12 protein-coding genes are annotated in these 18,721 nt (G+C 72.8%); 3 read left to right on the top strand and 9 right to left on the bottom strand.

Annotated elements, in window-relative coordinates:
* The first annotated feature begins 46 nt into the window (after positions 1-46).
* Positions 47-1,435: a glycosyltransferase family 2 protein gene (locus tag ACFY4A_RS00735; RefSeq protein ID WP_390827240.1), complete on the top strand. Its 1,389-nt coding sequence runs from the start codon at positions 47-49 to the stop codon at positions 1,433-1,435.
* A 26-nt stretch (positions 1,436-1,461) separates the two neighbouring features.
* Here ACFY4A_RS00735 and obgE read toward each other — a convergent pair whose 3' ends face one another.
* From obgE to rplU, 3 genes are all read right to left on the bottom strand, one after another.
* A complete protein-coding gene (gene obgE / locus ACFY4A_RS00730) occupies positions 1,462-2,904 on the bottom strand; it encodes a GTPase ObgE (RefSeq protein WP_390827239.1) in 1,443 nt (480 codons plus the stop codon).
* 113 nt (positions 2,905-3,017) lie between these two features.
* A complete protein-coding gene (rpmA, locus tag ACFY4A_RS00725) occupies positions 3,018-3,272 on the bottom strand; it encodes a 50S ribosomal protein L27 (RefSeq protein WP_030051735.1) in 255 nt (84 codons plus the stop codon).
* A 14-nt stretch (positions 3,273-3,286) separates the two neighbouring features.
* Positions 3,287-3,607 carry a 50S ribosomal protein L21 gene (gene rplU / locus ACFY4A_RS00720; protein ID WP_009188585.1) on the bottom strand — a complete coding sequence of 107 codons (321 nt, stop codon included), beginning with the start codon at positions 3,605-3,607 and terminating at the stop codon, positions 3,287-3,289.
* A 613-nt stretch (positions 3,608-4,220) separates the two neighbouring features.
* Between rplU and ACFY4A_RS00715 the strand changes: the two genes are divergently transcribed.
* The gene (locus ACFY4A_RS00715; RefSeq protein WP_390827237.1) at positions 4,221-4,817 is read left to right on the top strand and encodes an acyltransferase; all 597 of its coding nucleotides are present in this window, start codon (positions 4,221-4,223) and stop codon (positions 4,815-4,817) included.
* A gap of 92 nt (positions 4,818-4,909) precedes the next feature.
* Here the strand turns inward: ACFY4A_RS00715 and ACFY4A_RS00710 are convergent, their stop codons facing one another.
* Positions 4,910-7,000 (bottom strand): glycosyltransferase, encoded by a 2,091-nt coding sequence (locus tag ACFY4A_RS00710; RefSeq protein ID WP_390827613.1) that lies wholly within the window; start codon positions 6,998-7,000, stop codon positions 4,910-4,912.
* Entirely contained in the window at positions 7,000-8,379 is a 1,380-nt protein-coding gene (locus ACFY4A_RS00705; RefSeq protein WP_390827236.1) for a glycosyl transferase, read from the bottom strand. The genes ACFY4A_RS00710 and ACFY4A_RS00705 overlap by 1 nt, the downstream gene beginning before the upstream one ends.
* 488 nt (positions 8,380-8,867) lie before the next feature.
* Between ACFY4A_RS00705 and wecB the strand changes: the two genes are divergently transcribed.
* Positions 8,868-9,959, top strand: coding sequence for a non-hydrolyzing UDP-N-acetylglucosamine 2-epimerase (gene wecB / locus ACFY4A_RS00700; protein ID WP_390827235.1), 1,092 nt, complete (start codon positions 8,868-8,870; stop codon positions 9,957-9,959).
* 127 nt (positions 9,960-10,086) lie between these two features.
* Here wecB and ACFY4A_RS00695 read toward each other — a convergent pair whose 3' ends face one another.
* The 4 genes from ACFY4A_RS00695 to ACFY4A_RS00680 form a co-directional block, all read right to left on the bottom strand.
* Positions 10,087-11,370 (bottom strand): nucleotide sugar dehydrogenase, encoded by a 1,284-nt coding sequence (locus ACFY4A_RS00695; RefSeq protein ID WP_390827234.1) that lies wholly within the window; start codon positions 11,368-11,370, stop codon positions 10,087-10,089.
* 76 nt (positions 11,371-11,446) lie between these two features.
* The gene (locus ACFY4A_RS00690; protein ID WP_390827233.1) at positions 11,447-12,472 is read right to left on the bottom strand and encodes a Gfo/Idh/MocA family protein; all 1,026 of its coding nucleotides are present in this window, start codon (positions 12,470-12,472) and stop codon (positions 11,447-11,449) included.
* The gene (locus ACFY4A_RS00685; RefSeq protein WP_390827232.1) at positions 12,469-13,584 is read right to left on the bottom strand and encodes a DegT/DnrJ/EryC1/StrS family aminotransferase; all 1,116 of its coding nucleotides are present in this window, start codon (positions 13,582-13,584) and stop codon (positions 12,469-12,471) included. The genes ACFY4A_RS00690 and ACFY4A_RS00685 overlap by 4 nt, the downstream gene beginning before the upstream one ends.
* Positions 13,585-14,053: 469 nt before the next feature.
* Positions 14,054-18,499: an Rne/Rng family ribonuclease gene (locus ACFY4A_RS00680; protein WP_390827231.1), complete on the bottom strand. Its 4,446-nt coding sequence runs from the start codon at positions 18,497-18,499 to the stop codon at positions 14,054-14,056.
* Positions 18,500-18,721: the final 222 nt, after the last annotated feature.

Genomic DNA, 18,721 nt, shown 5'->3' with positions numbered 1-18,721 from the left:
GCCGCGTCCCCGCAGGCATCGCCCCTCCCCAGCACTGGAGCCCTCGGTGACGGACCAGCCCTCGTACGACGCCGCGCTCATCGTGCCCTGCTTCGACGTGGCCGGGTACGTGCCCCGATTCCTGGACTCGGTCGCCGCCCTCGACGGATTCGACCGGACCCAGGTGATCCTGGTCGACGACGGATCGACCGACGGCACCCGCGAACTGCTCGCCGCGTTCGCCGACCGCCATCCGCAGGCCGAACTGATCACCCAGCCCAACGCGGGCCCCGGGGCGGCTCGCAACCGTGGGCTGCGCGAGGTCCGCGCCGCCCATGTCGCCTTCGCCGACGCGGACGACGTGATGGTGCCCGACGGGCTGTCCGCGATGCTGGCCTCGGCCCGCGGCAACGACGCCGACCTGGTCGTCGCCGACTTCACCAACGTCCCGCTGCGCCCCTACGGCCGCTGGAAGCGGTACTTCGGAGACGGCGACCGGTGCGTCGAGGACATCACCGAGTACCCGGACCTGGTGTTCTCGGCGAGCGTGTGGAACAAGCTGTTCTCCGTGCCGTTCCTGCGGCGCATCCGGGCGGCCTTCCCTGAGGGCGTACTGTTCGAGGACGCCTGGTTCAGTGTCCCGGCGCTGCTGTCCGCGCGCCGCGTCAACCTGCTGGACCGCTCCGTCTACCTCTACCGGCAGCGCGGCGACGGTTCCTCCATCATGGACTCCCTGCGGGCCGACGCGGGAAACTACCGCGACCACCTCGACCTCAACCTGCACCTGCTCGACGTGGGCACGCGCCACGGCCCCGGGGTGCGGCGGTTGATGGAGCGGTACGCCGCCTTCACCTATCTAGGCTTCCTCAGAAGGCTCCCCGAGGCTCCGCCGGGACTCGACGTCGCAGCGCTCCTGCCCGACGTGGGCAGGCTCTACGGGGGCATCCGCGACGACGTTCTGCGGGAGTTCGTCACCGGCCGCGGGGACGCGGCGCTCCAGGCGGCGGCGAAGTCGGGCAGGCTCGGCGACTGGCTCGCGGGCCCCTGGCCCCTGCTGCCCGAGGGCACTCGGCCGGCCGACCGCGTATGGCGGGACCTGCCGCTGAATCCGGCCGTCGCCGCTCACGGCGACCCGCCGCGCTACCGGCTGAACGGCGACCGCGTCGAACTCACCGGCTCGATCGCCCCCGCCGACGGCGGCGGCTTCGGATCCCGGTGGACCTCGAGTACGACCCCCGTCAGCGCGGTGCTGGACACGGCGGTGAGCCCGGCCCGCACCCACCGCGGGGTCGCTCTGCTGCAGACCCTGCCGGCGTCCACGGTCAACGTGGCCACTCTGCAGATCTCACCGGGCGGCGTGCTGGCCCTGTCGCTGCCCCGCATGGAGGCCCTGCCGGGCTGGATCGACCTGTCGGCGATGGCATGGCCGCTGCCGGTGCCGGCACCGGCGGAATGACCCGGCGCCGGCACCATGAAGCCGGTCTACGAGGCGAAGGGGTCGAACCCCTCGTACCCCTGCTCCGCCTCGTCCCGCTCGGCCTGCCGGTTCCGGCGCCGCTGGGCTGCCGGACGCGGCGCCTCGAAGCGGTGGTCCTCACCACGCCGTCCCAGCATCTCCGCACCCGCCATGACCGACGGTTCCCAGTCGAAGACGACCGCGTTGTCCTCGGGTCCGATGGCGACGCCGTCGCCGGACCGGGCGCCTGACTTCATCAACGCCTCCTCGACACCTAGGCGGCCCAGCCGGTCGGCGAGGTAACCGACCGCCTCGTCGTTGTTGAAGTCGGTCTGCCGCACCCAGCGTTCGGGCTTCTCGCCGCGGACGCGGAAGAGGCCGTCGTCCTCGCGGGTGACGGTGAAGCCGGCGTCGTCGACCGCCTTCGGCCGGATGACGATCCGGGTCGCCTCCTCCTGCGGACGGGCGGCACGCGCCTTCGCGACCAGGTCGGCGAGCGCGTAGGACAGCTCCTTCAGCCCCGTGCGCGCCACCGCCGACACCTCGAAGACGCGGTAGCCGCGCGCCTCCAGATCGGGCCGGACCATCTCGGAGAGGTCCTTGCCGTCGGGAACGTCGATCTTGTTCAGGACCACGATGCGCGGGCGGTTGTCGAGGCCGCCGTACTGTCGCAGCTCCTCCTCGATGACGTCGAGGTCGGACGCCGGGTCGCGGTCGGACTCCAGGGTCGCCGTGTCCAGCACGTGCACGAGCACGCTGCACCGCTCCACATGGCGCAGGAACTCCAGGCCCAGGCCCTTGCCCCGGCTGGCACCCGGAATCAGTCCAGGCACGTCGGCGATGGTGTAGACGGTCGAACCGGCCGTCACCACACCCAGGTTGGGCACCAGGGTGGTGAAGGGGTAGTCGGCGATCTTGGGCTTGGCCGCGCTCAGCACGGAGATCAGCGAGGACTTGCCGGCGCTCGGGTAGCCGACCAGCGCCACGTCGGCGACGGTCTTCAGCTCCAGGACGATGTCCTGCAGGTCCCCCGGCTCGCCCAGCAGCGCGAAGCCGGGAGCCTTGCGCCGGGCGGAGGCCAGCGCCGCGTTGCCCAGGCCGCCCCGGCCGCCCTGCGCGGCGACGAACGACGTGCCGTGGCCGACCAGGTCGGCGAGCACGTTGCCCCGCTTGTCCAGTACCACCGTGCCGTCCGGCACCGCCAGCACCAGGTCCTCGCCGTCCTTGCCGGAGCGGTTGCCGCCCTCGCCGGGCTTGCCGTTGGTGGCCTTGCGGTGCGGGGAGTGGTGGTACTCGAGCAGCGTCGTGACGGACTGGTCGACAGTGAGGATCACGTCGCCGCCGCGCCCGCCGTTGCCGCCGTCCGGGCCGCCCAGCGGCTTGAACTTCTCACGGTGCACGGAGGCACAGCCGTGGCCTCCGTTACCCGCGGCGACGTGCAGTTCGACGCGGTCCACGAAGGTGGTCATGGTGTGTGCCTCCAGCACTGCGCAAATGTACGGATGTGGTTACTGCGTAACACGCGAAAGGCGGACCCGCCTTCCCGCCGGGGAAGTGAGGTCCGCCTCGCGAAAGCTTCCGATCAGGCGACCGGAACGATGTTCACGACCTTGCGGCCACGGCTGGTGCCGAACTCCACCGCACCGGCCTGGAGCGCGAACAGCGTGTCGTCGCCGCCACGGCCGACGCCGGCGCCCGGGTGGAAGTGGGTGCCGCGCTGGCGGACCAGGATCTCACCAGCGTTGACGACCTGACCGCCGAAGCGCTTCACGCCGAGCCGCTGGGCGTTGGAGTCGCGACCGTTCCGGGTGGACGATGCGCCCTTCTTGTGTGCCATGTCTCCTCAGTCCCTTACTTCGCAGCCGTGGGGATCGACGTGACCTTGATCGCCGTGTACTGCTGGCGGTGGCCCTGCCGACGGCGGTAGCCGGTCTTGTTCTTGTAGCGCAGAATGTCGATCTTCTGGCCCTTGTGGTGGTCCACGACCTCGGCCTGGACCTTGATGCCGGCCAGCACCCACGGGTCGCTGGTCACAGCGTCGCCGTCGACAACGAGCAGGGTCGAGAGCTCGACCGTGTCGCCAACCTTGGCGGTGGAAATCTTGTCAACCTCAACGATGTCGCCGACAGCAACCTTGTGCTGGCGACCACCGCTGCGCACGATGGCGTACACGCGGATCTCACTCTCTCGCTCGGAACGGCATCCCCGCAGTCCAGCCGCCCTGCGACAGACGCGAACGGCCTCTCCCGGCCACGGCCCGTGCGGGCCCGTTCCCGGGAGGAAGAGGTTTACGGGGATGAGGCGGGTCTGGCGACACGCCGACGGTCAAGATTACGGGGCCCGGCTCGAGGGGTCAAACCGGGCCCCGCCCCCTCTGCCTGCCTCGGCGGGTGGCTCAGCCGAACAGTCGATGAGCGGCTTCGGAGCGATGCCCAGGATCAGGCCCTCCACCCCGGCACGCCCCTCCCCGAAGCGGCTCAGTACGTCGATCACCTGATGGAACATGCACAGCAGGGGATCCGGTTCGAAGGGCGGGCGTGCCATGGAAATGCCGGTGCCCGCCGAGGGAGAGGACAACCCCGGAGCTCCACGAGGAACCGGTCGGCAGCCTCGTGCATGACAACCTGGCCGGACGCCTCCAGGCGGCGCCACTCGCTGGCGTCCACCCGCCTGCCGGGCCCGGGATGATCACGCCGCTGGGGTCCGCGTGCGTAGCGGGCGGGCGCGGGTCCTCCCGCGGCGGGGAATATGCTCGCTGCCGAAGCCAACAGGGGAAGGCAGCCAGGTGAACTACAGGGTCCAGCCCAGCGCCCAGGTCGACGAGAGCGCCGAGATCGGTGCCGGAAGCAGCGTGTGGGACCTCGCGCAGATCCGTGAGGACGCCCGTCTGGGCGAGGGCTGCGTGATCGGCCGCGGCGCGTACGTCGGCTCGGGCGTGCGTATGGGCGACAACTGCAAGCTGCAGAACTACGCACTCGTCTACGAGCCGGCCGAACTCGGCGACGGCGTCTTCATCGGGCCGGCCGTCGTTTTCACCAACGACCACAACCCGCGCTCCGTCGACCCCGAGGGCAAGCAGAAGCGCGGCGGCGACTGGGAGGCCGTCGGCGTCACGGTGGCCGAGGGGGCGTCCGTCGGGGCCCGCTCGGTGTGCGTCGCCCCGGTCCGCGTGGGCCGCTGGGCCATGGTCGCCGCTGGAGCCGTCGTCACCAAGGACGTACCGGACTTCGCCCTGGTGATGGGCGTGCCGGCGCGGCAGACCGGCTGGGTGGGGCGCGCCGGGCACAAGCTCGTGCAGCAGGAGGCCGGGGTGTGGCAGTGCCCGCAGACGGGTGCGCTGTACGACGAGGAGGACGGCGTCCTCAGCGAGCGCGACGCCTGAGGGAGTGGACGAACGGCCCGTGGTCCGCAGGAGCGTGCCTGCGGACCACGGGCCGTCTCATGCCCTCCTGGACCAAGGGCCGGCTCTCGACGTCAGCCGATGCCGAAGAGCCGGTCGAACTCTCCCCGGACCACCGGCCAGTCCCACCTGGCCAGGGCGTACTTCCCGCTCTCGCGGCCGTGCCCCGCCCACGTCTCCTCGTCGGCGGTGACGGCGAGGATCCGGTCCGCGGCCGCCTCCGGGGTGCTCACCACCCAGTCCGCCGGGTAGAGCGTCGAGGCGCCGTGCTTCTGCCCCGCGAAGAAGGGCCAGTCACGGACGACGGGAACCGCCCCGCTGGCGGCGCCCTCCATCACGCCGACGTGGCAGCCCTCGCTCACGGAACTGCTGAGGATGACGCCGACGTCCCGCAGTTGGCCGGGCACGTCGGTGGTGGCTCCCCGGCGCTCCACGGCCCCCTCCGCCTCCAGCGCGGTCACCTTGCGCTGGAAGGAGCGCTGATAGGCGGCGGCCGCCTGACTCGCCTTCGTGTCCATGGCGCCGCCGATCATCACCAGCCGGTAGCGCTCGTCGCGGCGGCGCAGTTCCCGGATGACGTGCAGGGCCCACAGGGGGTCCTTGGCGACCCGCCCGAAGCCCACCATGCCCACGGTGAAGCGGGCGTCGGGGTTCTTCGGCAGGGCGAAGCCGGCGAGGTCCATGCCGTTGTCGACGACGTGCGTGCGCGGCGCCCGCGGTCCGGTCAGGGCCGGCACGGAACGCAGGGCCAGGTCACGCATGTGGTCCGCGACGAAGACCAGATCGTCGACGCGGGAGAAGTCCGTCAGCCGGGGCCAGTAGGAGAACGCCTCGTAGCGGTGCAGCCGCACGACGATGCGGGCGGTGCCCGGGTCCACGCTGGTGAACAGCGCCGCGGCCGCGGCGCACCACTCGATGAACACCGTGTCGGCCCAGTCGAGGTAGGGACGCAGGTGCTGCTCGGCGGTGAAGCCGTACATCGGATCGCCGCCGAGGCGGTTCTCCAGGAGACGGCGGCGGTTGCCGGCGAGCCGCTTGATGCCGGGGTAGTCGGCGATGTCGAGGAACCTCAGCTCGACGTCGGGATTCGACTCGTAGTGATCCCTGATCAGGCCGAGGAAGTTGTCGTTGCCGTCCGTCACGACCAGCAGGCGCCGCGGCCGGCCCGGCTCCGGCTCCGCCACCGGATGCGCCCGGCCGCGCCCCGCGGTCACGGCGGACGCGGCCGTCGACGCCGCGGTCAGACGGGCGAACTCCTCCGCCCGCTTCGGCAGCGGGCTCTCCCGCTGATCTATGTGGGCGACCCGGTGGAACGCCGTCTGCAGCGCGTGGTGCACGAACTCCGCCGCACCGGCCGCGTCGCCAGCCGCGAACAGGCTGTCGGCGTGGGCGAGATCGGCCTCGGCGGACGCCAGCAGTGTGTCGGGGGTGAATCCCTGGCTCAACGCACGCCGCGTCGCCGTGCGCAGCACCTCGGCCCGCGACTCCGTGTCCCGCAGCCGCTGGGCGACCGCGCCGGCGGTCGTCACCGCCGCCCGGGCCTCGCGGAGGCCGAACAGGCCGGTCATGACACTGCGTGTCACATCGACCCGGGTCCGGCGGGGCAGCGGAAGCAGCGGCACCCGCCGGGCGACGGCGGAACCGATCCGGGAGCCGAGCACCTTCTCGTGGCCCAGGAGCAGCGCGCCGTCGGAGATCCGGTCGCGCCGGGGACCGTCGTCCACCGCGTCGGGCACGGAAACGGCCGGGGCGTTGCCGTCCTTCAGCGCCCGTACCAGGCGCTGGGCCGCGCCGAGGCCGACGCAGGCGTGCGCGCCGGTGTTCAGCCGCGCCAGTTCCCAGCCGCTGTAGCAGGCCTTGGAGTCGACCGCGACGATGACACCGGCCGCCCTGGCGAGGCGCAGGACCTTGTCGTCCGCGCCGACGTAGGCCCAGAAGCGCTCGTGCGGGTGCGCGTGCACGGCGCGGCCGCGGGCGCGCCAGTCGAGGTTGGCGCCGTCGGTCGCGACCCGGTGGACGGTGTCGATCCCCCACTCCGCGTCGATCCGGTTCTGCGCGAACGTCCCGACCAGATGCACGCGGACGTCCAGCTTCTTCATCTCGCCGACGAACGTCCGGAGGATGTCGGTGTTGGGCGTGCGCCCCACCACGACGAGCACGTCCATCACGATTCCACCTTCTCCTTCGCCGCGTTCCGCGCGTCGAGAACCAGTTCGGTCAGTTCGCGGACCGCGGGCGCCATCACCGCGCCCCGCTGGTAGGACGCCCCGTGCGCCTTGGCCCCCCGGCGCTGCTCGTCCGTGGCCGACGTCGCCATGTGCGCGGCCCGGCAGAACGACTCCGTGAGCTTCTCGACGTCGAGGCCGTACGCGCCGGTCCACAGCGGATGGCCCTCGAGCAGGTCCGAGGCGTCGTGCTCACGCTCGTGGACCGAGACGACGGGCAGCCCGGTGGCCATGTACTCGTAGACCTTCCCGGACGTGACGTACTTGCCGCCGACGATGATCAACAACAGGGCGTTCCACCGTCCGTAGAGCTCGGACACCTGCCCCTTGGGCACCGGTCCGCCGACGACGACGCCGTCGGCGGCGGCCTCGTACAGCATCTCCAGGTGCCGGTTCGCCCCCTGGCGCGCTCCGGCACCGATGTGTCCGCGCACTTCGAGTGTGGCGTCGGCCAGCAGCGGCTCACGTTCGCGGGCCGCCTTCCAGGAGTCGAGGACCTTGGCCAGCAGAGGCGCCGGGAACGTCACGGTCCCGAGGTAGCCGAAGACCAGCGGGGCGTCGGGGTCGCGCACGGTGGCCGGCAGGTCGACGCTGTCGGCGTCGTAGCCGTTGCGCACGACGTGGATCCGGGAGCGGGCGTCGGGGTAGCGCTTGCGGTAGTGCTCGGCGATCGGGTCGTTGACGCACCAGAAGGCCACCGCGTCGGCCAGCATCCGGGACTCCCAGACACCCGCGGGAGAGTCCTCCAGGAACGCCTCGACACCCTCCACGACGTCGAGCGACCAGCCGTCGCGGAAGTCGACCGCGTAGGGGACCTGGTGATCGTCGTAGAGGCGCCGGATCGCGGCGAGCTGCACATAGGGCAGGCAGCTGGCCATCGAGAGGGTCACGGGATTCTCGGCGTGGATGCGGAGGGCGGCCTCCTCCAGGTCGGGGCGCCAGTCGCCGAACACGGGGTCGGGGAAGACCTCCTGGACGTCCTCGCGGGCCTTGCGGAGCCAGGCGTCGGGGTCGACCGCGCGCTCGCGGGAGAACTTCCGCAGGTCCGTCTCCAGGTCGTCCCGGGACAGCGGCAGCTTCACCACGTCGATCCTGGGGTCGACCGGCGCGGACAGCGTCGGGTCGATACCCGTGTCGATCATCCAGGACTCGTCCTCGATGGTGACCACGGTGATCCGCCACCCGTGAGCCGCGAACTGGTTGGCGGTCTCCCGCATGCGGTAGGCACAGGCCTTGGCCGCGGGCGGGAAACCGATCGCGAAGTACAGCAGATGCGGCTTGTCCTGGCCCTCGGCGGATGTCAGGTCGGCGGGTGGCACAGACTTGTCCTCGACTGGAGTGGTTGACTGTGGCGGCCGTGCTTCCTCGCTCAGCCATGGTGAGAGCGGGGGCGCACACGGACTGGGGGCCAGGCCGGTTCCCTGGTGGTCGTGGCCTTCCTCCACCCTTCGGTGACGTGTCGGTCCCGCCGCCTCCAAATGGAGGGATTATCACACACGTTCGACGAGAATTTCCCTCGCCGACGGCCACCGTCCGTCTCACGGCAACTCCTGACTCCCCGCCACGCGTCGCCGGGCGGATCATCGTTGCGTCCCCGCATGCCGCTGCCGCTGGGACACTGGTCGTTCGCCCCGAACCTGATCCATGAAAATAGTCATCCGCCCAGTGGCTCGAACGCCCCGCGGAACGCACGCTGCGCAGAATCGGACCTCGCCCTTCGGTGCCGAGGACGCGACCGCGGACAGCACCCGCCGAGTGAGGCCGCCCGCCCGGGCCACCGCCCCCCTGACCGAGAAGAAGAGACGCCGTGAAAGTCATCAGCATCGTCGGAGCCCGTCCCCAACTGGTCAAGCTGGCCCCGATAGCCGCCGCGTTCGCGCAGACCGAGCACGAGCACGTCATCGTGCACACCGGCCAGCACTACGACGCCGACCTGTCGGACGTCTTCTTCAGCGGGCTGGGCATCCCGGACCCGGACGTGCACCTCGGGGTCGGCTCCGGCAGCCACGGCGTGCAGACCGGCGCGGTTCTGTCCGCCCTGGACCCCGTCCTCGACGCGCACCGGCCGGACTGGGTCCTGGTGTACGGCGACACCAACTCGACCATCGCGGGCGCTCTGTCCGCCGTGAAGCAGCACATCCCGGTCGCCCATCTCGAGGCGGGGCTGCGCTCGTTCAACCGCCGCATGCCGGAAGAGCACAACCGCGTGCTCACCGACCACTGCGCCGACCTGCTGCTCGCGCCCACCGAGGAGGCCATGCGCCACCTCGTCGGCGAGGGACTGGAGCACCGCGCTCGGCTGTCCGGCGACGTCATGGTCGACATCTGCCTGCGCATCCGGGACGCGGTGCTCGCCGGGGAACACCCGGCGCCGGCGCTGCCCGAGGGCATCGACCCGGCGCAGCCGTTCCTGCTGGCCACCCTGCACCGGCCGGACAACACCGACGCCCCGGAGCGTCTTTCCGCGCTTGTGGGGGCACTTGCCGGGCTTCCGCTGCCCGTGGCGCTGCTCGCCCATCCGCGCCTCGTGGCCCGCGCCGAGCAGCACGGCATCAAGCTGGAGCAGGGATCCGTCCGCGTCGGCCGTCCCCTGCCGTACGCGGGTCTGGTCGCCGCGGTGCTCGCGTCCGCCGGCGTGGTCACCGACTCCGGCGGGCTCCAGAAGGAGGCGTACCTGCTCGACCGGGCGTGCACCACAGTGCGGCCGGAGACGGAGTGGGTCGAGACCCTGGAGGGCGGCTGGAACGTCCTCGTGCCCGACCCGCACGAACTGCCGGCAACTCAGTGGGCCGCCACGGCGTGCCGCCCCGCGCCCGAGGCGCCGCGCGGCGTTCCCTACGGTGACGGCACCGCGGCCCGCCGCGTGGTGCGGCTCATGGAGGAAGCGGCCGGCGCCTGACCCGGGTCACCGGACGGCCGTGGGCCCCCTGCCCGAGGATCGTCGGGCAAGGGGCCCACGTCGTGCTCGGGCAAGGGGCCCACGTCGTGCTCGGGCAGGAGGTCCACGTCGTGCTCAGTGGGCCGGGTCAGCCGCCGATGACGACGCGGCGCACGCCCTCCCAGCGGGCCGGGTCGGTGGTGCGGCGGCCGTCGACCAGAACGCGTACGTCGGGCAGGTCGGTTGCCGACAGCTCGCGGTACTCGGCGTGGTCGGCCTGGAGGATGGCGGCGGTCACCGTCTGGCCCTCGTGCGGGGGCAGGCCGTGCGCGGTCAGCTCCTCGGCGGTGTACATCGGGTCGGAGACGCAGGGCACCGCGCCGCGCTCGCGCAGCGCCTCCACCGTGCCGTAGACGCCGGAGAACGCGGTCTCCTTGACTCCGCCCCGGTAGGCGGCGCCCAGCACGAGGACGTTCACGCCGGTCAGGTCGCCGTAGGCGGCCGCGAGGAGGTCGACGGCGTACACCGGCATGGCCGCGTTGGCCTCACGGGCGGCGCGCACCACGGTGGCCTGCGGGTCGTTCCACAGGTACATCCGCGGGTAGATCGGGATGCAGTGGCCGCCGACCGCGATGCCCGGCTGGTGGATGTGGCTGTAGGGCTGGCTGTTGCAGGCCTCGATGACCTTCTTGACGTCGATGCCCACGGTGTCGGCGAACCGCGCGAACTGGTTGGCCAGGCCGATGTTGACGTCCCGGTAGGTGGTCTCCGCGAGCTTGGCCATCTCGGACGCCTCCGAAGTGCCCAGATCCCACACGCCGTTGGGGCGCGGCAGGTCGTCGCGCTGGTCGAAGTCGAGGACCTGCCGGTAGAAGTCCACGCCGCGCCGCGTCGACGCCTCGTCGATGCCGCCGACCAGCTTCGGGTAGCGCCGGAGGTCGGCGAAGACCCGTCCGGTGAGGACCCGTTCCGGGGAGAACACCAGGTGGAAGTCCTCGCCCGCGGTCAGCCCCGAGCCCTCGGCGAGCATCGGCGCCCAGCGGTCGCGGGTCGTGCCGACAGGGAGCGTGGTCTCGTACGACACCAGGGTGCCCGGCTTCAGGCCCTGTGCGACGGCCTTGGTCGCCGCGTCCATCCAGCCGAAGTCCGGCACCCCCTCGGCGTCCACGAACAGCGGCACGACCACGACGACAGCCTCGGACCGGGCCACCGCGTCGGCGGTGTCGGTGGTTGCGGACAGCAGCCCGTCGTCGACGGCCCGCTTGAGCCGGACGTCGAGGGCGTGCTCGCCGGGGAAGGGCTCGGTACCGGCGTTGACCAGGTCGACGACCCTCTCGTCGACGTCGACGCCGATCACCCGGTGGCCCTTGGAGGCGAACTGCACGGCGAGCGGCAGGCCGATCTTCCCCAGGGCGACTACGCAGATGTTCATGGACGGGGTGCCTCTTTCTCGGGGCGGTCTGCGGGGCCGGGACACGGGACCCGGCCGGAAGCGGTGGGCTGAGGCTTCAGGCCCCGGACGGCACGGCGTCGTCGGCCGTGTCCAGCCGCACGGTGTCGCCGGTCGCGGCGGATTCGAGCACCGCGGCGGCCACCTCGACCGTCCGCAGGCCCTGGCGAAGCGTCGAAATCTGGCGCGAGCGGCCGAGCACGGCGTCCCGGAAGAACTCGTGCTCGACGAGGAGCGGCTCCCGCTTGGGGATCGCGTAGCGGATCATGTCGCCCTCGGCGACACCGCGGAACGCCTGCAGGGCCTCCCACTCGGTCGCGACGGCCGCGTTGGAGTGGAAGGTCAGGTCCGCGGTGAGGGTGTCGGCGATGAAGCAGCCGCGCTCGCCGGTGACCGAGGTGAACCGTTCCTTGAGCGGGCTGAGCCAGTTGACGAGGTGGTTGACCATGGTGCCGTCGGCCAGCTGCCCGACGGCGGCGACCATGTCCTCGTGCGGGCGGCCGCTCTTGGAGACGGTGTGCGCGGAGACCGACGCGTAGGGCTTGCCGGTGACCCAGGCGGTCAGGTCGATGTCGTGGGTCGCCAGGTCCTTGACCACGCCCACGTCGGCTATTCGGTGCGGAAACGGCCCCTGCCGGCGGGTCACGACCTGGAAGACCTCGCCCAGTTCACCCGCCTCCAGGCGGGCCCGCAGGCTCTGCAGCGCCGGGTTGTAGCGCTCGATGTGGCCGACGCCGGCCACCAGGCCGCGGGACTCGAACGCCTCGACCAGGCGCCGCGCGCCCTCGACGGTGTCGGCCACCGGCTTCTCGACCAGCGCGTGCACTCCGGCCTCGGCGAGCTGCAGGCCGATCTCCTCGTGGAGCGCGGTCGGGCAGGCCACCACGGTGTAGTCGACGCCCAGCGCGACGAGCTGCTCGACGGACTCCAGGACCGGCACGCCCCGCGCGCTACCGAACTTGTCGCCCATCGGGTCGACGACGGCGACCAGTTCCACGCCGTCGAGTTCCGACAGGATCCGGCAGTGGTGGCGGCCCATGGACCCCAGGCCGACGACACCGGCCCGCAGCTTCGCCCTGCTCACAGTGTGTCTCCCAGGGTGTTCACGGCGTCGGCGATGCGCACGAGGTCGGCGTCGGTCAGCGACGGGTGAACCGGCAGCGACACGACCTGGGCGGCGGCCCGCTCGGTCTGCGGCAGGTCCCAGGTCCGGCCGGCCTTGCGGTCCGGCTCCCAGTACGGCGTGAGCCGGTGGATGGGAGTCGGGTAGTAGACCGCGTTGCCCACTCCGGCGGCCGTGAGCCGCTCCTGCACCGCGTCCCGGTCCATGCCCTCGGGCACCCGCACGGTGTACTGGTGGTAGACGTGCCGCGCGCCCCCGGCGACCGGTGGCGTCACCAGCGCGGTGATGTGCTCGTCGAGGTGGGCGGCGTTGGCGCGGCGGCGGTCCGTCCACTCCGCGAGCCGCCCGAGCTGCACCCGCCCGATCGCCGCCGCGACGTCCGTCATCCGCGTATTGGCTCCGACGATCTCGTTGGCGTAGCGCTGCTCCATGCCCTGGTTGCGCAGCAGCCTGAGGGTGCGCGCCATCTGAGGGTCGGCGGTGGTGACCATGCCGCCCTCCAGGGCGTGCATGTTCTTCGTCGGGTAGAAGCTGAACGTTCCGGCGGTGCCGAACGCGCCGACCGGGGTGCCGTTCAGCCGTGCCGCGTGGGCCTGGCAGGCGTCCTCGACGACGGCGAGGCCGTACTTCTCGGCGATCGGCAGGAGCCGGTCCATGGCCGCCGGGTGCCCGTACAGGTGGACCGGCATGACAGCGGCGGTGCGCGGGGTGACGGCCGCCTCGACCGCGTCCGGGTCGAGGCAGAAGCTGCCGGGTTCGATGTCGGCGAAGACGACGTCGGCACCGACCAGGCGGACGGCGTTGGCGGAGGCAGCGAAGGAGAACGAGGGCACGATCACCTCGTCGCCCGGGCCGATACCGAGGGCCATCAGGGTCAGATGGAGCGCGGAGGTCCCGGAGTTGACGGCGACGCAGTGGCGTCCGTCGACCAACTCGGAGAACTCCGACTCGAAGGCGGCCACTTCGGGCCCCTGCACGACCCTGCCGCTGCGCAGCACGCGCACCGCGGCTTCGATCTCCTCATCGCCGATCACCGGCCGGGCAGCCGGGATGGGCTCCAGGGCGTCCGCCATCGGCGTCCTCCTCTTCAACGGCCTTGCAGCCGCACGACGTACCTGAGCCGGGAGGTGGCCGCCTGGCACGTTCGTCCGCTTCCCGTGGATCACCGGTGCTCAGGGACGGCGTACAGCTCTCCCCCGAATCCCCCCGCCGACGGGGAGCCCTGAGGGAGAGTCAGCCGCGAGCGAGATGTCCGGTGTGCTCGTCGGCTGTGGTCCTCGGCAAACGCCTGGGCGTACGTCTCGGCAGCGGCCGATACCGCCGTTCAGGCTATCAAAGGTGCACGTGTGTTCCCCTGTTCGCCACCTCTCCGTTACCTCAGGCGTTCGACCGGGGCCCGGGCGGGCCGGGTGCGTTCGCGCGGGCGGCGGCGCGTCACCGGGCGCGCCGCTCACCCCGCCGGGCCGGAAACAGCCGCGTGCCCCGGCCCGGCACACCGCAGGGGTGTCCGGGCCGGGGCACGCGGCCGGGGCTAGGCCCTCGTCACTCCTCCACCGACGAGCCGGCCGAGGACGGCGCCTGCTGGGCCGCCGCCGCGGTCTTCTTCGCCGTCGTCTTCTTAGCCGTCGTCTTCTTGGCCGCGGTCTTCTTGGCGGTCGTCGTCTTCGCCGCCTTCTTGGCCGTGGCCTTCTTCACGGCTGTCTTCTTGGCCGCGGTCTTCTTGGTGGCGGCCTTCTTCGCCGTCGCCTTCTTGGCCGTCTTGCGGGCCGCCGCCTTCTTGGCCGGAGTCGCCTCCGAGGCGGGCTCCTCCGCGGGGGCCTGAGCGGCCGCGGCCGATTCGGCCTCCTCCGCCGTGCCCGACGGGACGACCACGACGGCCGTGTCCTCGGGCGCGGTCGGAGCGGTGGTCTCGCGCACGGCGCGGCGGCGCGGACGGGCCGGGGCGGCGGACTCGGCCGGAGCCTCCGGCTGCCCCGCCGGAACCGGAGCCGCGTCGACCGCGGCGTCCTGCGGCTCGGCGGGCGCCGCCGGCGCGGTCTCCGTCACCGTCACCACGGCCTCCCCGGCACCCGCCGGGGAACCGGCCGGCGCCGACACCTTGCGGGTCGCGCGACGACGCGTACGGCCCTTGGGGGCGGCCTCCTCGACCGGGGCCTCGGCCGCGGGCGCCGGGACGGCCGGGTCCTCGACGGCCACGGGCTCGGCCTGAGCCTGTTCGGCCGACTCCTGGAGCACCGGGCGCGCGGCCTCCTCGGCGGCCGTGACGTCCTGGGCCGTGGGAGCCGGGGTGCCACCGTCGGCGTGGGCCTTCGGCGCGCCGGCGGGCGCGGACACCCGCCGACCCGCGCGGCGCCGTGTACGGCCACGGCTCGCCGCGGCCTCCGCCTCGGCGACGCTGCTGTACAGCTCCTCGTCCGGGGCCATCTCCAGCGCGGGCACCGCGATGGGCTCGGCGGCCTCCGCCTCGGTCTCCGCCTCCTCCTCGGCGGTCGGGACGACCGCCTCGGCGGCCACAGCCTCGTACTCGTGCGGCTGCTCGGCACCGGCGCGGGCGCGCTTGCGGCGCTTGCTCCCGCCGCCACCGCTGACGCTCGCCTGCTCCAGGTGGACGATGACACCGCGGCCGTTGCAGTGCACGCAGGTCTCGGAGAAGGACTCCAGCAGGCCCTGGCCCACCCGCTTGCGGGTCATCTGCACCAGGCCCAGCGAGGTCACCTCGGCCACCTGGTGCTTCGTACGGTCGCGGCCCAGGCACTCCAGCAGGCGACGCAGCACCAGGTCGCGGTTGGACTCCAGGACCATGTCGATGAAGTCGATCACGATGATGCCGCCGAGGTCGCGCAGCCGCAGCTGACGCACGATCTCCTCGGCCGCCTCCAGGTTGTTCCTGGTGACCGTCTCCTCCAGGTTGCCGCCCTGGCCGGTGAACTTGCCGGTGTTGACGTCGATGACGACCATCGCCTCGGTCCGGTCGATCACCAGCGAACCGCCACTGGGCAGCCAGACCTTGCGGTCCAGCGCCTTGGCGAGCTGCTCGTCGATCCGGTACGTGGCGAAGACGTCGACCTCGCTGGTCCAGCGCTGCAGACGCGGCGCGAGGTCCGGGGCGACGTGCGAGACGTACCCGTGGATCGTCTCCCAGGCCTCGTCACCGCTGACGATGACCTTGGAGAAGTCCTCGTTGAAGATGTCGCGCACGACCCGGACGGTCATGTCCGGCTCGCCGTACAGCAGCGTCGGCGCGTTGCCGTTCTTGGCCTTCTTCTGGATGTCCTCCCACTGCGCCTGGAGCCGCTCGACGTCGCGGCGCAGCTCGTCCTCGCTCGCGCCCTCGGCGGCGGTGCGCACGATGACGCCCGCGTCCTCGGGGACGATCTTCTTGAGGATGGTCTTCAGCCGGGCCCGCTCGGTGTCGGGCAGCTTGCGGCTGATGCCGGTCATCGAGCCCTCGGGGACGTACACGAGGTAGCGGCCCGGGAGGGAGACCTGGCTGGTCAGGCGGGCGCCCTTGTGCCCGATGGGGTCCTTGGTGACCTGGACGAGGACGGACTGCCCGGACTTCAGGGCGGACTCGATCCGGCGCGGGCCGTTGGCCAGGCCCAGCGCCTCGAAGTTGACCTCACCGGCGTACAGGACGGCGTTGCGGCCCTTGCCGATGTCGATGAAGGCGGCCTCCATCGAGGGCAGGACGTTCTGCACCTTGCCGAGGTAGACGTTGCCGACGTACGAGGTCGACTGCTCCTTGTTGACGTAGTGCTCGACGAGCACGCCGTCCTCCAGGACGCCGATCTGCGTACGGTCCCCGTGCTGCCGGACCGCCATCACGCGCTCGACGGCCTCACGGCGGGCCAGGAACTCGGCCTCGGTGATGATCGGCACACGGCGGCGGCCCTGTTCGCGGCCCTCGCGGCGGCGCTGCTTCTTGGCCTCCAGGCGGGTGGAGCCCTTGATGGACTGCACCTCGTCGGACGGCTCGGCGGCCTTGCGGGGCTCGCGGACCTTGACGACGGTGCGCTCGGGGTCGTCGGCGGACGGCTCGCTGTCGGCGGCGCTGTCACCGGCCCGGCGACGACGCCGACGGCGACGGCGGCTGCTGCTGGAGCCACCGCCCGTCTGCCGGCCCTCGTCCTCCTCGGCCGACTCCGCGGCCCCGGCCGCGTCCTCGTCGTCCTCCTCGAGCTGCTCGGCGGTGTCCTCGGCGTCCTGCGCGGCCTGCTCGGCGGCGAGCTCCTCGCTCTCCTCCGCGTCCTCGTCCCCGCCGGCCTCCGCGGACTCGCCCCGGCGACGGCGCCGGCCACCGCGGCGACGGCGACGGCGGGAACCGGACTCCTCGCCGTCCTCGCCCTCGACGGCTTCCTCGGCCGACTCGGCGGCCTCCTCCTCCGTCTCGTCCTCGGCGGACTCGTCGGCGGTCGCGGCCGCCCGGGTCTCGGACTCCTCGCCACCGGAGCCCCGGCGGCGACGGCGGCGGCGCGAGCCGCCCTGGTCGGGATGCTCGGCCTGCTCGGCCCGCTCCTCCAGGAACTCCTCGCCCTCCGCTGCCTCGCCCTCCGCTGCCTCGGCCGCCGCGGCGGCGGCAGCCCGCTCCGGGGTCTGGAACATCGGCTCCGTGAAGACGGGCGCCTGGAACACGGCGACGTGGGGCCGTGCAGGCCGGCGCGGCGACTCGCCGTCGCCGACGGCGGACTCCGCGGCGGGCTCGGAGAACCCGGTAGCGGCACGGCGCACGACCCGACGCCGGCTCCGCCGCGTCCCGGACTCCTCGGCCCCGGCCTCGGCGGCGGGGGTGGTGGAGGTGACGGCGGCGGGGGCCTCGCCCTCGCCGGAAGCCTCAGCGGGCTGGGCCGCGGAGGCCTCGGTGACGGCGTGGGAGGCGGCGGGCTCGGACGCGCGGCGCGTGGCACGCCGGCGCACCCGGCGCGGAGCCGCGTCCTCCACGACCTCGGCAACGGACTCGTCGGCGCTCTCGGCAGCGGTCTCGGGCTCGACGGCGGCGGAGACGCCCTGGGACGCGGCCTCCTCGGCAGCGGCCTGCGGCGCGGTCTCGTCGGCGGGGGCGTCGCTCCCGGACTCCGCCACGGCGGGCTCGGACCCGCGGCGCGTGGCACGCCGGCGCACCCGGCGCGGAGCCGCGTCCTCCACGACCTCGGCAACGGACTCGCGCTCGGCGCTCTCGGCAGCGGTCTCGGGGGCCGTGACCCCGGCAGCGGAGCTCACCACGGGAGCCTCGGCGGCCTCGGTCGGTGCCGAGGCACCGGCGGGCGCGGACACGCTCCGGGTCGCGCGGCGCCGCGCACGAGCGGCGGGCGCGGGCGCCTCCGCCGCCGGCTCGGCGACAGCCTCGGCGCCCGCCGGCTGCTCCACGCTCTCCGCAGGCGTGGCGGCGACGACCGTCTCGACCGCCTCCACGGACGCGGCGGGCGCGGCCACGCTGCGCGTGGCACGCCGACGGGTGCGCCGCGGAGCGGCGGCCTCGCCGACCTCCACGGACCCGGCGGGCGTCTCTACGGCACCGGATCCGGTGGCCGGCGTCTCGGCGACGGCCTCCGCCGGCACGACGGTTTCGGCTGCAGCCTCGCCCCGGATGGCCTTGGGGGTCCCGGCGGGCACGGAAACACGGCGGCGCGAGCGGCGCGCGGGCGCCGCCTCTTCGACAGCGGCTTCCACGGGGGCGGCGGCCTCGGCCGCTTCCTCCGTCTCCTCGGTCTCCTCCGGCTCCTCACCGGTGACCGCGGCCGTCTCGGCGGTCACGGCCTCGGCGGCCTCCGCGGTCCCGGGAATCTCCAGCTCCTCCACCTGCTCCGCGAGCTCCGCGGAGACGGCGGCCGATACGGCCGGAGCGGTGATCTCGGCCGCGGCCTCGGAGGACGCGGCGGCGGGCGGACCCGCCGGGCGGGACGCGGCACGGCGCCGACGACGCGGCGGCAGGGTGTCGCTGGGGGTGTTCAGTTCTTCGGAACCCTCGATGGGTTCGGTCGGTTCGAGCATGCGGGCGAATCTCCCGTCAGGCTCCCGGGCGCCGCGCCTGGTCCGGCGCCGATCACGTCGATCGACACCGTTGACGTCCGCGGCCGCGCGGTGCGCGATGGCCGCCGTCCGGGGCGCGGGCGCCGCACGGGAGCTCTCTGTGTCCTGTCTCGCCGGTTCCGTACGCCTTGTCGTGTACGGCCTGGCGAAAGTCTTCTGGTCGGTGCGCTGCCCGACCCAGGT

This window comes from Streptomyces sp. NPDC001292, assembly GCF_042896465.1.
GTDB lineage: Bacteria > Actinomycetota > Actinomycetes > Streptomycetales > Streptomycetaceae > Streptomyces.
Note: the sequence above shows the minus strand (reverse complement) of the source record. Positions and strands in the feature narration are given on the sequence as shown.